Genomic DNA, 14,467 nt, shown 5'->3' with positions numbered 1-14,467 from the left:
GCAATGAGCGAAATGATAACCGTCGGCGACGCCATCGCCAGAACGCTGGAGCAGTATCAGGTTGAGGCCATCTACGGCGTCATCTCCATTCACAACCTGCCGATCGCGGATGCGGTCGGGCAGCGCGGCAACATTCGCTTCGTGCCCGCGCGCGGCGAAGCGGGATCCGTGACCATGGCCGACGCCCACGGACGTTTTTCCGGTCTCGGCGTGGCGCTGACCAGCACCGGTGCGGGTGCCGGTAACGCGGTAGGCGCGCTGGTAGAAGCGATGAACGCCTGCACGCCGCTGCTGCATTTAACCGGACAGGTCGAAAAAGCCTGGCTGGATGCCGATACCGGATTTATCCATGAAACCCGCGACCAGCTGACCTTCCTGAAGGCCAGCTCCAAACGGGCGTACCGCATCAGCAACGCCAACCAGGCGATAGCTATCCTGCACAAAGCGATTCAGGACGCGCAGACGCCGCCGTGCGGGCCGGTCTCTGTTGAGATCCCGATTGATATTCAGAGTGCCAACATTCCGCTTTCGCTGGTGACCGCACCGGTGAAACCGACGTCTGTCGCCACCGTGGACCCCGCGATAGTTGACGCACTCTGGGCGCAGCTGAAGCAGGCAAAACAGCCGTTGCTGTGGCTGGGCGGCGGAGCGCTGAGATGCGCTGATGCGGTGAAAAAGCTGGCGGATGCAGGCATCACCGTCATCTCCAGCACCCACGCGCGCGGCGTGCTGCCGGACAGCCATCGCGGCAGCCTGCGGGCGTTTCACAACTCGCCATCCGTTGAAGCGCTCATCGCGCAGTGTGACTTTACGCTGGTCGCCGGTTCACGCCTGCGCAGCAACGAAACCCGCTCATGGACGCTGGCGCTGCCGTCTCCACGGGTACAGGTAGATATCGACCCGGCGGCGGCGAGCCGTAATTATCTGATGGATAACACGCTGATAGCCGATTGTTCCGCGTTGCTTAGCGCGCTGGCCGACAACGTACAGGGGCGTGAGTGGGGCAACGCGCAGTGGGACGCGCTGGTTCAACAGGCGGTTGAGCAAGCCGGGCAGGGCCTGCGCGATCAGTGCGGCCCCTATGCGAAACTTAACGATGCCATCGAGAAAGCGCTTCCGCAGGACGGCCTGCTGGTGCGCGATATCACCGTGTCCGGCAGCCTGTGGGGCAGCCGCCTGTTCCGCGCCAACGGCCCGCTTATGAACATTCACTCGCTGGCCGGAGCCATTGGTATGGGGCTGCCGATGGCCATTGGCACCGCGATAGCTAACCCGCAGCGCAAGGTTGTGGGGCTGGTGGGTGATGGTGGTCTGAGTCTGAACCTCGGCGAACTGGCGACGCTGGCCCAGGAGAAAGCCAACGTGATGCTGCTGATCATGAACGACGGGGGGTACGGCGTAATGCGTGGTATTCAGGATAAGTATTTCGGCGGGCGTCAGTATTACAACGAGCTGCATACGCCGGACTTCACTCTGCTGGCGCAGGCGATTGGCCTGCAGGCATGGAGCGTTGAGCGTGCCGAGGATTTTGATGCCGTTATGACAGAAGCGCTGGCGATGCCGGGCCCGTCGGTAGTGGAAGTGCGGATGGGGCAGATTGGCGCCCTGAAGTTTGCCGGGCCGCCGCAGAAGACGCTGTATTGATATCGTGGATATCGCCCGGTGGCGCTGCGCTTACCGGGCCTACGGTTTCTCACTCAATAACAGCGAAAAAACCGTAGGCCGGGTAAGGCGAAGCCGCCACCCGGCTTTTTTCATCAGAACACGTTAAACGGGTATTCCACGTAAGCACGGATCTCATCCCCACCCACGTTGTAATCGCTGGCGTTGCTGGAGACACGCAGCACGGAATAGCGCAGCTTCAGCTTCAGATCTTTCGCCGGACCATCCTGCACCTGGTACTGGATCTGGTTGAACCACTCATGCTCTTTGCCGTTGCTGGTTTCAGAGGTTTTGATGTTATCGCCACGCACGTAGGCGGTGGTCCAGCTCAGGCCCGGCAGACCGAGTCCGCCAAAGTCCAGGCCGTACGATGCCTGCCATGAGCGTTCGTCTTCGCCGTTGAAATCAGACCAGTAGGAGTTAGCCAGCCAGATGGTGTTGCCGCCGTCACCCACACCGCCCTGGTCGCGGTAGCCACCGTAGTTGTAGCCGGTGCTGCCGCTGCTCTGCTGGTATGCCACCTTGAACGTGTGAATGTCCCAGATATAGCTCGCTGCCAGGCTCCAGATGGTGTTGCTGCGGCCCGTGTCGAGGCTGTCGGCGTAACCCTGCTCCAGACGCGAGTTATAGCCGTTAAAGTCGAGTACCAGCTGCTGCCCGGTGCTGAACGGTTGTTTGAAGTTCAGGCCCAGGTACTGCTTGTTCATTACCTCTTCATTATGCGAGGCATACACCGCACCGCTGAACTGCTCGTTAAACTGGTAGCTCGCGCCACCGAAGGTCAGGCTCTTCAGGCCGCTGTCGTGGCGGTCATCACTTTTGCGCTGCTCGTCGGTGAAGTAACCGGCGTTGACTTCCAGACCGTCGATCTCTTTTGAGGTCAGCAGGGTGCCGGTGTAGCTTTCAAACAGCAGGCGGGAGTTGTCGGCATTCACGATCGGCAACTCAGGACGCTGACTACCGTAGCTCAGCACGGTATTTGAGATACGCATTTTGGCGGTTGCGCCAAATTTCGCTAAATCGGATTTTGCCCGGCCATCCTCTTCCTGTTTAAAGAAGTCGATACCGCCCGCACCGCTTTTTCCACGGCCACCGTCCAGACGAACGCCATACTGTGCAATGCCGTCTACACCAAAGCCCACCAGCCCTTCGGTATAACCGGATGTGAAGGTGGCAATAATACCCTGGCCCCATTCGGCTTTATCCTGCTGGCCCTGATGATAGTCGCGACTGATATACGCATTGCGTAAAAACAGGTCCAGATGGCTGTCGTCAATAAAACCCTGACTGTCGGATTGCTGGCTTGCAGCGGCGGGTAATGCGGCGAATAAACCTAAAGCAATTAACGATAATTCTTTTTTCACGGAGGGAACGTCTCTGTCTTAATATATTAAAATGAATTACTGCAGGTCGGATAATTACCCGAATGGTTAATGATTGCAATAATTATGTGTCCAGACGTTTCTGCGCTAAAAGCCGGATATGGAGAGGGTTTTGCGGGAGTTACCGATACGTGCGATTAAGTTGGCAATTCATGCGAAATAAAAAGGAGGCAAATTTGCCTCCTTCCAGAATTATTTAATTCCATCTGCGGCCATACGGTCGCGAATATGTTGTGCACGTTCTTCTGAGGCCGGGTGATCGTCAAACATGGAGCTCTGGCGTCCCGCTTCCAGCTTCGCCAGTTTTTCGAAGCTGGTGGCTAAACCTGACGGATTAATCCCGCGTTTGCGCAACAGATCGTAAGAGTAGTCATCCGCTTCGGACTCCTGGCGCTGGGAGAACTGGGAATTGACCAGCTTTTCTCCGACATCGCCGAGCTGTGACTGAGACAGGCTGCCCACGATACCGCCCGCAGAGGCAGCCGCCGCACGGATGGCGTTGGTGCCTAAGGCAACCTGCATCCCTTTTTTCACGTGGCCGAGCGCAACGTGACCCATTTCATGGCCGATAACCGCTTCCACTTCGTTGTCGGTCATCATATCCATCAGCCCGCTATAGACGCGGATGCAGCCGTTTGCCATCGCGAAGGCGTTGACGTCTTTAGCCATGTAAACCTTATAGTTCACCGGCTGACCGTTGATGTTATCGCCGAGCGCGGAAGCAATCTTATTCAGACGCTGTGTGTAGGTACTGTTAGCCGGCGCAATCGTGGCTTTTCCGTCCATATCTTTACAGGCCTGATCGCTCAGCGCTTTAACCTGCGCATCGCTCAGGGAGTAGGCCTGAAAGGCTTCTGCGCCTGACGTCATCAGACCGTTAGAATCCATATTCTGACAGCCGCTCAGCATGAGCGTTGTACCCAGGGCCAGCACTATTGCACGCATTTTCATGAAGTTGCTTCCGTACTTGTTAATCTCAATAAAATCCGAAAAGTGCACCCGCAACGAAGCCGGGGCCGGGATAAGTATAAGGAATATCTACAGGCGCGGGCGAGCAGATTGCGCAACATGCGAGCATGATCCAGAGATTTCTTAAGCTGCAAAAGAATGGTCCATGTACATGCCCTGCGGCTTGGGTTACATTGTTGGCACTTTTTTCCGGCGTAGCCCAAAACGCGCTGTCGTCAAGGGCATGGCCTTTAACAGTCCGATCTGGAGTTAAAATGTCCTCACGTAAAGAGCTTGCTAATGCTATTCGTGCGCTGAGCATGGATGCAGTACAGAAAGCCAAATCCGGCCACCCGGGTGCCCCTATGGGTATGGCAGATATCGCCGAAGTCCTGTGGCGTGATTTCCTTAACCACAACCCGCAGAACCCGGCATGGGCTGACCGCGACCGTTTCGTGCTGTCTAACGGCCACGGCTCTATGCTGATCTACAGCCTGCTGCACCTCACCGGCTACGATCTGCCTATTGAAGAGCTGAAAAACTTCCGCCAACTGCACTCCAAAACTCCAGGTCACCCGGAAGTGGGTTACACCGCTGGCGTAGAAACCACCACCGGCCCACTGGGTCAGGGTATTGCTAACGCAGTGGGTATGGCGATTGCTGAGAAGACGCTGGCGGCGCAGTTCAACCGTCCTGGTCATGACATTGTTGACCACTTCACCTACGCGTTCATGGGCGACGGCTGCATGATGGAAGGCATTTCTCATGAAGTGTGCTCCCTGGCAGGTACCTTGAAGCTGGGTAAACTGGTTGCGTTCTATGATGACAACGGCATCTCCATCGACGGTCACGTTGAGGGCTGGTTCACTGACGACACCGCAGCACGTTTCGAAGCCTACGGCTGGCACGTTGTGCGTGGTGTTGATGGCCACGATGCTGACTCGATTAAACGTGCAGTAGAAGAAGCGCGCGCGGTCACCGATAAACCGTCCCTGCTGATGTGCAAAACCATCATCGGCTTCGGTTCTCCGAATAAAGCGGGTACGCATGACTCCCACGGCGCACCGCTGGGTGACGCGGAAATCGCATTGACCCGTGAAGCATTGGGCTGGAAACACCCTGCATTCGAAATTCCATCTGAGATCTATGCTCAGTGGGATGCAAAAGAAGTGGGCCAGGCGAAAGAAGCTGCCTGGAACGAGAAATTCGCCGCCTATGCGAAAGCCTTCCCTCAGGAAGCGGCTGAGTTTACCCGTCGTATGAAAGGCGATATGCCGTCTGACTTCGACGCGAAAGCGAACGAATTCATCGCTAAGCTGCAGGCGAACCCATCTAAAATCGCCAGCCGTAAAGCGTCCCAGAATGCGATCGAAGCATTTGGTCCATTGCTGCCTGAATTCCTCGGCGGTTCCGCTGACCTGGCGCCATCTAACCTGACTCTGTGGTCTGGTTCTAAGCCAATTAACGAAGACACTGCCGGTAACTACATCCATTACGGTGTACGTGAATTCGGTATGACCGCGATTGCCAACGGTATCTCCCTGCACGGCGGTTTCCTGCCGTACACCTCTACCTTCCTGATGTTCGTAGAGTATGCGCGTAACGCCGTGCGTATGGCTGCGCTGATGAAACAGCGTCAGGTGATGGTCTACACCCACGACTCCATCGGTCTGGGCGAAGATGGCCCAACTCACCAGCCGGTAGAGCAGGTGGCTTCCCTGCGCGTGACTCCGAACATGAGCACCTGGCGTCCATGTGACCAGGTTGAATCTGCGGTAGCGTGGAAATACGGCGTTGAGCGTCAGGACGGCCCAACTGCGCTGATCCTCTCCCGTCAGAACCTGGCACAGCAGGAGCGTACGCCAGAGCAGCTGGCGAATATCGCTCGCGGTGGTTACGTGCTGAAAGACTGTGCAGGCCAGCCTGAGCTGATCTTCATCGCGACCGGTTCTGAAGTTGAACTGGCGGTTGCAGCATGGGAAAAACTGACTGCCGAAGGCGTTAAGGCGCGCGTGGTCTCCATGCCGTCTACCGATGCGTTCGACAAACAGGATGCGGCTTACCGTGAATCTGTTCTGCCTAAAGCGGTTTCTGCGCGTGTGGCAGTGGAAGCGGGTATCGCTGACTACTGGTTCAAATACGTGGGCCTGAATGGCGCTATCGTCGGTATGACCACCTTCGGTGAGTCTGCGCCAGCAGAATTGCTGTTCGAAGAGTTCGGCTTCACCGTTGATAACGTTGTCGCTAAGGCGAAAGAACTGCTGTAATTGCTTGTACGGTGCGGGCTGACGCCCTCACCCCAGCCCTCTCCCACAGGGAGAGGGTGCAAACACTAAAAACGGTAACCTTTGGGTTACCGTTTTGCTTTTACCTCCCCGGCATTATTCCACCGAAAATGTGACGCATGTCATATAGCACGCTTATTCATCTGGACAGCCATTCCTTTTATTCCTCGATTCGCTTATTCTTGCTGAAGCGTTTCAGTCGATTAAATGTTCGACAATTGACCAATCAATCGCAGTTTGTGATAGCAAAGATTCCCCTTCGGGCGTAGCTGGATTACTCTTTCAGCCACCTCAAACTCAGGGATAGCTTTGCAGGAGATCTATGACCGTACGCGTAGCGATTAATGGCTTCGGTCGCATCGGGCGCAACGTGGTTCGTGCTTTATATGAATCCGGGCGTCGTGCGGAAATAACCGTGGTGGCAATCAACGAACTGGCGGATGCTGCGGGCATGGCGCATTTGTTGAAATATGACACCAGCCACGGCCGCTTTGCCTGGGATGTTCGCCAGGAAAGAGAGCAGCTGTTTGTCGGTGACGATGCCATCCGCGTGCTGCATGAAAGCAGTATCGCAGGGCTACCGTGGCGTGAGCTGGGCGTGGATGTGGTGCTCGACTGTACCGGGGTTTACGGCAATCGCGAACATGGCGAAGCTCACCTGGCAGCCGGTGCGAAAAAAGTCCTGTTTTCTCATCCCGGCAGTAACGACCTCGACGCGACCGTCGTGTTTGGCGTCAACCAGCATGAGCTGCAGGCTGAACACCTCATCGTTTCCAACGCCTCCTGTACCACCAACTGCATTATTCCGGTCATCAAACTGTTAGACGATGCGTATGGCATTGAGTCCGGCACCGTGACCACGATTCACTCCGCCATGCACGACCAGCAGGTTATTGATGCCTACCATCCGGATTTACGACGCACTCGCGCGGCGAGCCAGTCAATCATCCCGGTAGATACGAAACTGGCGGCAGGGATCACCCGAATTTTCCCGCAGTTTAATGACCGTTTTGAAGCGATTGCCGTGCGTGTCCCGACGATTAACGTCACCGCAATCGACCTGAGCGTGACGGTGAAAAAACCGGTAAAAGCCTGTGAAGTCAACCTGTTGCTGCAAAAAGCGGCACAGGGAGCATTTCATGGTATAGTTGACTATACGGAATTACCGTTGGTCTCAGTAGATTTTAACCACGACCCGCACAGCGCTATTGTTGATGGCACGCAAACGAGGGTCAGTGGCGCACACCTTATCAAGACGCTGGTCTGGTGTGATAACGAATGGGGCTTTGCTAACCGGATGCTCGACACCACGTTAGCAATGGCCGCTCAAGGTTTCAGGTAAGACGCATCGTGCGTCTGCAAAACTTTAAGAATCAACGAGAGGATTCACCATGTCTGTAATTAAGATGACCGATCTGGATCTGGCTGGTAAACGCGTTTTCATCCGTGCTGATCTGAACGTACCGGTTAAAGAGGGTAAAGTGACCAGCGACGCGCGTATCCGTGCATCCCTGCCAACCATCGAACTGGCTCTGAAGCAGGGCGCGAAAGTGATGGTCACCTCCCACCTGGGTCGTCCTACCGAAGGCGAGTACAACGAAGAGTTCTCTCTGCTGCCAGTGGTTAATTACCTGAAAGACAAACTGTCCAACCCGGTTCGCCTGGTAAAAGATTACCTGGACGGCGTTGAAGTGGCTGCTGGTGAGCTGGTTGTTCTGGAAAACGTTCGCTTCAACAAAGGCGAAAAGAAAGACGACGAAACCCTGTCTAAGAAATACGCTGCACTGTGCGACGTCTTCGTGATGGATGCATTTGGTACGGCGCACCGTGCTCAGGCCTCTACCCACGGTATCGGTAAATTTGCAGACGTAGCATGTGCGGGTCCTCTGCTGGCTGACGAACTGGAAGCACTGGGCAAAGCGCTGAAAGAACCTGCTCGTCCAATGGTCGCTATCGTTGGTGGTTCTAAAGTGTCTACCAAACTGACCGTGCTGGATTCCCTGTCAAAAATCGCTGACCAGCTGATCGTTGGCGGTGGTATCGCGAACACCTTCGTTGCTGCTCAAGGCCACAACGTGGGTAAATCCCTGTATGAAGCGGACCTGGTTGACGAAGCGAAACGCCTGCTGGGCACCTGTGACATCCCGGTTCCAACTGACGTTCGCGTGGCGACCGAGTTCTCCGAAACCGCAACCGCGACCCTGAAATCTGTTAACGACATCAAAGATGAAGAGCAGATTCTGGACCTGGGCGACGTTTCTGCACAGAAACTGGCTGATATCCTGAAAAACGCAAAAACTATCCTGTGGAACGGTCCTGTTGGCGTGTTCGAATTCCCGAACTTCCGCAAAGGGACTGAAATCGTGGCTAACGCTATTGCAGACAGCGAAGCGTTCTCTATCGCAGGCGGTGGTGACACCCTGGCAGCTATCGATCTGTTCGGTATCGCTGACAAGATCTCCTACATCTCCACTGGTGGCGGTGCATTCCTCGAATTCGTGGAAGGCAAAGTACTGCCAGCAGTAGCAATGCTCGAAGAGCGCGCTAAGAAGTAAGCCATTCAAGGGCAGGGAAACCTGCCCAATTTTCAGCGCGCTTATCAGAGCTCGCACCTTTTCTAACGGCCGAAGATACAGGACTAAGCAACATGTCTAAAATTTTTGATTTCGTAAAACCTGGCGTGATCACTGGTGATGACGTACAGAAAGTGTTCCAGGTAGCTAAAGAAAACAACTTCGCTCTGCCAGCAGTTAACTGCGTAGGTACCGACTCCATCAACGCCGTACTGGAAACCGCTGCCAAAGTTAAAGCACCGGTTATCGTTCAGTTCTCTAACGGTGGTGCTGCGTTCATCGCGGGCAAAGGCGTGAAAACTGACATTCCTCAGGGGGCTGCTATCCTGGGCGCTATCTCTGGTGCGCACCACGTACATCAGATGGCTGAGCACTACGGTGTTCCTGTTATCCTGCACACCGACCACTGCGCGAAGAAACTGCTGCCGTGGATCGACGGTCTGCTGGACGCGGGTGAAAAACACTTCGCAGCCACCGGTAAACCACTGTTCTCTTCTCACATGATCGACCTGTCTGAAGAGTCACTGCACGAAAACATCGAAATCTGCTCTAAGTACCTGGCGCGCATGGCCAAAATGGGCATGACTCTGGAAATTGAACTGGGTTGCACCGGTGGTGAAGAAGACGGCGTGGACAACAGCCACATGGACGCTTCTGCCCTGTACACCCAGCCAGAAGACGTTGATTACGCGTACACCGAGCTGAGCAAAATCAGCCCACGCTTCACCATTGCAGCGTCCTTCGGTAACGTACACGGCGTTTACAAACCAGGTAACGTGGTTCTGACTCCAACCATCCTGCGTGATTCTCAGGAATACGTTTCTAAGAAACACAACCTGCCTCACAACAGCCTGAACTTCGTCTTCCACGGCGGTTCCGGTTCTTCTGCTCAGGAAATCAAAGACTCCGTCAGCTACGGTGTGGTGAAAATGAACATCGATACCGACACCCAGTGGGCTACCTGGGACGGTATCCTGCAGTACTACAAAGCTAACGAAGCTTACCTGCAGGGTCAGCTGGGCAACCCGAAAGGCGAAGACCAGCCGAACAAGAAATACTACGATCCACGCGTATGGCTGCGCGCTGCACAGACTTCAATGATTACTCGTCTGGAGCAGGCATTCAAAGAACTGAACGCGGTAGACGTTCTGTAATTTGAGCTGCTGAAAGCGTTAAAAGGCCCGCAATAGCGGGCCTTTTTTTATGCTTTTTCAATATCCTGCAATACCTGTTTTTGTGATCTGCTTGGCAATACGCGTACTTTTTGTTTACCCTTTACTGACCTGCCTGTCTCGCTATGGGATGGTTTTTGTTGTTTATAAGAGCATAAGGAAAGATAAATGGAAGATCTCGGTGTTGTAGATAGCATCAATAACGCTGGCTCCTGGCTGGTGCGCAATCAGGCGCTGCTCATCAGCTACGCCGTGAATATTGCGGCGGCAATTGCCATTATTGTCGTGGGGATGATTGTTGCCCGTACCGTTTCCCGAGCCATCAATCGCGTCATGCTCACTCGCCACATTGACGCCACGGTTGCTGATTTCCTGTCAGCGCTGGTGCGCTATGGCATTATCGCGTTTACCCTCATTGCGGCATTAGGCCGTGTTGGTGTTCAGACCGCCTCCGTCATTGCCGTGCTGGGCGCCGCCGGTCTGGCCGTTGGTCTGGCACTTCAGGGCTCGCTCGCTAACCTGGCGGCTGGCGTTCTGCTGGTCACCTTCCGTCCGTTCCGCGCCGGTGAATATGTCGATCTGGGCGGCACGGCGGGTACCGTGCTGAATGTGCAGATTTTCTCCACCACGCTGCGTTCGATAGACGGTAAAATCGTGATAGTGCCGAACAAGAAGGTCATCGACGGGAACATCACCAACTTCTCCCGTGAGCCGGTACGTCGTAATGAGCTGATTATCAGCGTAGCGTACGACTCTGATATTGATCAGGTGAAGTCACTGATTAGCAACATCATTGCCTCCGACGATCGTATTCTGAAGGATAAAGAGCAGACTATACGCCTGAACGAACTGGGCGCGTCCTCTATCAACTTCGTGGTGCGTATCTGGAGCAAAAGCAGCGATCTGCAAAACGTATACTGGGACGTGCTGGAACGTATTAAGCGTGAGTTTGACGCCAACGGCATCAGCTTCCCGTATCCGCAGATGGACGTAAACGTCAAAAAAGTCAAAGAAGCAGAGTAACGTCACCCCCAGGCCCGGTAAGCGTCAGCGCCACCGGGCTTTACTTTTATAAGCCCCGCTAATCCCCAATTAATATTATCCATTTCCTCTAATGTGATTCGCGCAGTATAGTCTGCATCCAGAACATTACTGTGAGAATTTCGTCATGTTATCCTATTATTTTCAAGGGCTTGCTTTAGGTGCGGCCATGATCCTTCCCCTCGGCCCCCAGAATGCGTTCGTGATGAACCAGGGTATTCGCCGCCAGTATCATCTGATGATTGCCCTGCTGTGCGCGGTGAGCGATTTGCTGCTGATCTGCGCCGGGATTTTTGGCGGGAGTGCGCTTCTTATGCAGTCGCCGTGGCTGCTGGCGCTGGTGACCTGGGGCGGTGTGGCCTTCCTGCTGTGGTACGGATTCGGTGCGTTGAAAACGGCGATGAGCAGTAACCTCGAACTGGCAAGCGCTGAAGTGATGAAGCAGGGGCGCTGGAAGATTATCGTCACCATGCTGGCGGTGACCTGGCTTAACCCGCATGTCTATCTGGATACCTTCGTGGTGCTGGGTAGCCTCGGCGGACAGTTAGACGTTGAGCCTAAACGCTGGTTTGCGCTGGGAACCGTCAGCGCGTCGTTCCTGTGGTTCTTCGGTCTTGCGATTCTGGCGGCGTGGCTGGCGCCACGACTGCGGACCGCCAAAGCCCAGCGCATCATTAATACGCTGGTCGGTCTGGTGATGTGGTTTATCGCTTTCCAGCTGGCGAAAGAGGGCGTTCATCATGTTCAGGGTTTGTTCAACTAAGCGTTGTCTTATGGACAACTGAGCCAGACCCGCTAAGCTTGCTGGCATGCGCCCTGTTTCTGGGGCACTCTTCGCAACATGGAGGAATGACAGTGAAGTTTAAAGTGATGGCCCTGGCGGCATTAGTGAGTTTAGGTGCGGTGTCGGCGCAGGCGAGTGAACTGCCGGATGGCCCGCACATTGTCACGTCAGGCACCGCAAGCGTGGACGCGGTACCGGATGTTGCAACCCTGGCAATTGAAGTCAACGTGGCTGCAAAAGATGCCGCCTCTGCCAAAAAACAGGCGGACGACCGCGTTGCGCAATATCTCTCCTTCCTGGAACAGAACGGTGTCGCCAAGAAAGACATCAGCTCTGCTAACCTGCGTACACAACCGGATTACGACTACCAGAACGGCAAAAGCATCCTGAAAGGCTACCGTGCCGTGCGTACGGTTGAAGTGACCGTGCGTCAGCTGGACAAGCTGAATTCACTGCTGGATGGTGCACTGAAGGCCGGTTTGAACGAAATCCGTTCCGTGTCGCTGGGCGTTGCGCAACCGGAGAAATACAAAGACGAAGCGCGTAAAGCGGCGATTGATGATGCTATTCATCAGGCTGAACAGCTGGCGTCCGGCTTCAAGAGCAAGCTTGGCCCGGTATACAGCGTGCGTTACCACGTCTCTAACTATCAGCCAAGCCCGATGGTACGGATGATGAAGGCTGACGCGGCACCGGTTTCTGCGCAGGAAACTTACGAGCAGCCAACCATTCAGTTCGACGATCAGGTGGATGTGGTGTTCCAGCTGGAGCCCGTTGCAGCACAGCCGAAACCGGCTCAGTAACCTGTAGGCCGGGTAAGGCGTAGCCGCCACCCGGCTTTTTCTTTTTAATCCTGTCTCAACACCTTATGCCCATACGCCAGCAGTGCATCGGTGACGTTGCGCATCATGCGGCTTTCCGGCGCAAAACGATGCCAGTAGAGCATCCGGCGCTGATACAGCCCCGGTGTTAAATCAATCAACTCACCGCTTTTCAACTCTTTCTCAATCTGCAGATGTGGGATCATACAGCAGGTAGTGCCCTGACGCGCAAGCTGCACAAAAGCTTCAGACGAGTTGACGATATGGCACGGCACGCTGCCCGGCGGCAGGTCAAAGTTTTGCTGCAGGAACGCCTGATGCATATCGTCCAGATGGTCAAACGCCACGGCAGGCGCCTTCAGCAGCGCGGCGCGGGTGACGCCGTTAGGGAAGTAGCGCTCCGCAAAGGCTTTTGAACCCACAAACAGGTAGTCCAGCGCTCCCAGTTGATCCACCAGGCAGCTTGGCAGCGCCTGAGGCTGAATACTGACCGCCCCAACAACTTCACCGCGACGCAGACGTTCCTGGGTACGGGTTTCATCTTCAACCTGTAGATTCAGGCGAATAGGGGAGTCGGCCAGGACCGGGGCAAGGGCGGGCAGTAACCAGGTTGCCAGACTGTCGGCGTTGACCGCCAGAGAGAGCAGTAGCGGCGTGGAGCCCGTTTGTTCGTCACCCAGCCACTCGTCTTCCAGCAGCTCAACCTGGCGCAGCAGGGCGAGGAGCTTTTGACCTTGCTCCGTTGGGCGAGGCGGCACGGTACGCACCAGCAGCGGCTGCCCGAACATGTTTTCAAGCTGTTTGATACGCTGTGATACGGCGGACTGGGTGATACACAGCTTTTGCGCTGCGCGCTCAAAACCGCGTTCACGAATAACTGCATCAAGTGCCTGTAGTGTTCTGTAGTCCGGACGTTTCATTGCTCTGGCTGGCTCCTAAATTTTGCTTAATCTGCACTATGACACAATTTTCCCTTTGTGGCAGACGAAATCCATTCGACGTGTTCTATAATGCGCCCTGAGTTTTCACACCACAGGCAAAACGATCATGACGCAGGATGAACTGAAAAAAGCAGTAGGATGGGCCGCTCTCCAGTACGTACAGCCAGGTACCATTGTCGGTGTTGGTACGGGGTCAACGGCGGCACACTTTATCGATGCGCTGGGCACGATGAAGGGGCAGATCGAGGGCGCGGTTTCGAGCTCTGATGCGTCCACGGAAAAGCTGAAAAGCCTCGGCATTACCGTTTTCGATCTCAACGAAGTGGATCGTCTTGGGATTTACGTTGATGGCGCAGACGAAATCAACGGCCACATGCAGATGATCAAAGGCGGTGGCGCAGCGCTGACCCGTGAAAAGATCATCGCTTCCGTTGCAGACAAATTTATCTGCATCGCTGACGCCTCCAAGCAGGTCGATATTCTGGGTAATTTCCCGCTGCCGGTCGAAGTGATCCCGATGGCGCGGAGTGCGGTTGCCCGTCAGCTGGTGAAGCTGGGTGGTCGTCCGGAATACCGTCAGGGTGTGGTCACTGATAACGGTAACGTGATCCTCGACGTGCACGGCCTGGAAATTCTCGACGCGATTGCCCTGGAAAATGCGATTAACGGTATTCCAGGCGTTGTCACCGTAGGGCTGTTCGCCAACCGTGGCGCGGATGTGGCGCTGATCGGCACCGCTGACGGTGTGAAAACCATCGTAAAATGATCTGACGGGGGGAGCGCTCCCCCCGCTAAAAAATTTTTGAAAAGCTAAATTCGGTGACTTGTGTCACGTTTTTCCACCTCTTTTGCCGATCC

Annotated in this window: 12 protein-coding genes; 9 read left to right on the top strand and 3 right to left on the bottom strand. The window is 55.1% G+C overall.

What is annotated here, in order from left to right:
- Window positions 1–3 precede the first annotated feature (3 nt).
- On the top strand, window positions 4–1,644 hold the full coding sequence (locus tag L383_RS09685) for a thiamine pyrophosphate-binding protein (RefSeq protein WP_023331258.1): 1,641 nt from the start codon (window positions 4–6) through the stop codon (window positions 1,642–1,644).
- 113 nt (window positions 1,645–1,757) lie between these two features.
- Here L383_RS09685 and L383_RS09690 read toward each other — a convergent pair whose 3' ends face one another.
- Both L383_RS09690 and L383_RS09695 read right to left on the bottom strand, forming a co-directional pair.
- Window positions 1,758–3,026 (bottom strand): OprD family outer membrane porin, encoded by a 1,269-nt coding sequence (locus L383_RS09690; RefSeq protein WP_023331257.1) that lies wholly within the window; start codon window positions 3,024–3,026, stop codon window positions 1,758–1,760.
- A gap of 210 nt (window positions 3,027–3,236) precedes the next feature.
- Window positions 3,237–3,995, bottom strand: a complete 759-nt coding sequence (locus L383_RS09695) for a metalloprotease LoiP (RefSeq protein WP_023331256.1) — start codon at window positions 3,993–3,995, stop codon at window positions 3,237–3,239.
- A 272-nt stretch (window positions 3,996–4,267) separates the two neighbouring features.
- Between L383_RS09695 and tkt the strand changes: the two genes are divergently transcribed.
- The 7 genes from tkt (at window position 4,268) to L383_RS09730 (ending at window position 12,650) form a co-directional block, all read left to right on the top strand.
- A complete protein-coding gene (tkt, locus tag L383_RS09700) occupies window positions 4,268–6,259 on the top strand; it encodes a transketolase (protein WP_023331255.1) in 1,992 nt (663 codons plus the stop codon).
- Window positions 6,260–6,599: 340 nt separating this feature from the next.
- Window positions 6,600–7,619 (top strand): erythrose-4-phosphate dehydrogenase, encoded by a 1,020-nt coding sequence (gene epd, locus L383_RS09705; RefSeq protein WP_014885157.1) that lies wholly within the window; start codon window positions 6,600–6,602, stop codon window positions 7,617–7,619.
- 49 nt (window positions 7,620–7,668) lie between these two features.
- The gene (gene pgk, locus L383_RS09710) at window positions 7,669–8,832 is read left to right on the top strand and encodes a phosphoglycerate kinase (protein WP_014885156.1); all 1,164 of its coding nucleotides are present in this window, start codon (window positions 7,669–7,671) and stop codon (window positions 8,830–8,832) included.
- Between the two features lie 92 nt (window positions 8,833–8,924).
- On the top strand, window positions 8,925–10,004 hold the full coding sequence (gene fbaA / locus L383_RS09715) for a class II fructose-bisphosphate aldolase (protein WP_014885155.1): 1,080 nt from the start codon (window positions 8,925–8,927) through the stop codon (window positions 10,002–10,004).
- Between the two features lie 186 nt (window positions 10,005–10,190).
- Window positions 10,191–11,045, top strand: a complete 855-nt coding sequence (gene mscS, locus L383_RS09720) for a small-conductance mechanosensitive channel MscS (protein ID WP_023331254.1) — start codon at window positions 10,191–10,193, stop codon at window positions 11,043–11,045.
- 145 nt (window positions 11,046–11,190) lie between these two features.
- Window positions 11,191–11,826, top strand: a complete 636-nt coding sequence (gene argO, locus L383_RS09725; RefSeq protein ID WP_023331253.1) for an arginine exporter ArgO — start codon at window positions 11,191–11,193, stop codon at window positions 11,824–11,826.
- Between the two features lie 92 nt (window positions 11,827–11,918).
- The gene (locus L383_RS09730) at window positions 11,919–12,650 is read left to right on the top strand and encodes an oxidative stress defense protein (protein WP_014885152.1); all 732 of its coding nucleotides are present in this window, start codon (window positions 11,919–11,921) and stop codon (window positions 12,648–12,650) included.
- A gap of 44 nt (window positions 12,651–12,694) precedes the next feature.
- On the opposite strand, the gene argP is transcribed toward L383_RS09730, so the two are convergent.
- Complete coding sequence (argP, locus tag L383_RS09735; protein ID WP_008499727.1) at window positions 12,695–13,588, bottom strand: DNA-binding transcriptional regulator ArgP; 894 nt, start codon at window positions 13,586–13,588, stop codon at window positions 12,695–12,697.
- Between the two features lie 127 nt (window positions 13,589–13,715).
- Between argP and rpiA the strand changes: the two genes are divergently transcribed.
- Window positions 13,716–14,375 carry a ribose-5-phosphate isomerase RpiA gene (rpiA, locus tag L383_RS09740; protein WP_003860091.1) on the top strand — a complete coding sequence of 220 codons (660 nt, stop codon included), beginning with the start codon at window positions 13,716–13,718 and terminating at the stop codon, window positions 14,373–14,375.
- Window positions 14,376–14,467 lie beyond the last annotated feature (92 nt).

It is taken from the genome of Enterobacter sp. MGH 37 (assembly GCF_000534515.1).
GTDB classification, from domain to species: domain Bacteria; phylum Pseudomonadota; class Gammaproteobacteria; order Enterobacterales; family Enterobacteriaceae; genus Enterobacter; species Enterobacter kobei.
This window is presented reverse-complemented; position numbering and strand designations above follow the sequence as displayed.

What these genes read in the sequence shown, in the direction of transcription:
- mscS (WP_023331254.1), top strand. Translation starts at nt 10,191, where the DNA reads ATGGAAGATCTCGGTGTTGTAGATAGCATCAATAACGCTGGCTCCTGG.
- rpiA (WP_003860091.1), top strand. Translation starts at nt 13,716, where the DNA reads ATGACGCAGGATGAACTGAAAAAAGCAGTAGGATGGGCCGCTCTCCAG.
- fbaA (WP_014885155.1), top strand. Translation starts at nt 8,925, where the DNA reads ATGTCTAAAATTTTTGATTTCGTAAAACCTGGCGTGATCACTGGTGAT.
- argP (WP_008499727.1), bottom strand. Translation starts at nt 13,588, where the DNA reads ATGAAACGTCCGGACTACAGAACACTACAGGCACTTGATGCAGTTATT.
- pgk (WP_014885156.1), top strand. Translation starts at nt 7,669, where the DNA reads ATGTCTGTAATTAAGATGACCGATCTGGATCTGGCTGGTAAACGCGTT.
- L383_RS09685 (WP_023331258.1), top strand. Translation starts at nt 4, where the DNA reads ATGAGCGAAATGATAACCGTCGGCGACGCCATCGCCAGAACGCTGGAG.
- tkt (WP_023331255.1), top strand. Translation starts at nt 4,268, where the DNA reads ATGTCCTCACGTAAAGAGCTTGCTAATGCTATTCGTGCGCTGAGCATG.
- argO (WP_023331253.1), top strand. Translation starts at nt 11,191, where the DNA reads ATGTTATCCTATTATTTTCAAGGGCTTGCTTTAGGTGCGGCCATGATC.
- epd (WP_014885157.1), top strand. Translation starts at nt 6,600, where the DNA reads ATGACCGTACGCGTAGCGATTAATGGCTTCGGTCGCATCGGGCGCAAC.
- L383_RS09695 (WP_023331256.1), bottom strand. Translation starts at nt 3,995, where the DNA reads ATGAAAATGCGTGCAATAGTGCTGGCCCTGGGTACAACGCTCATGCTG.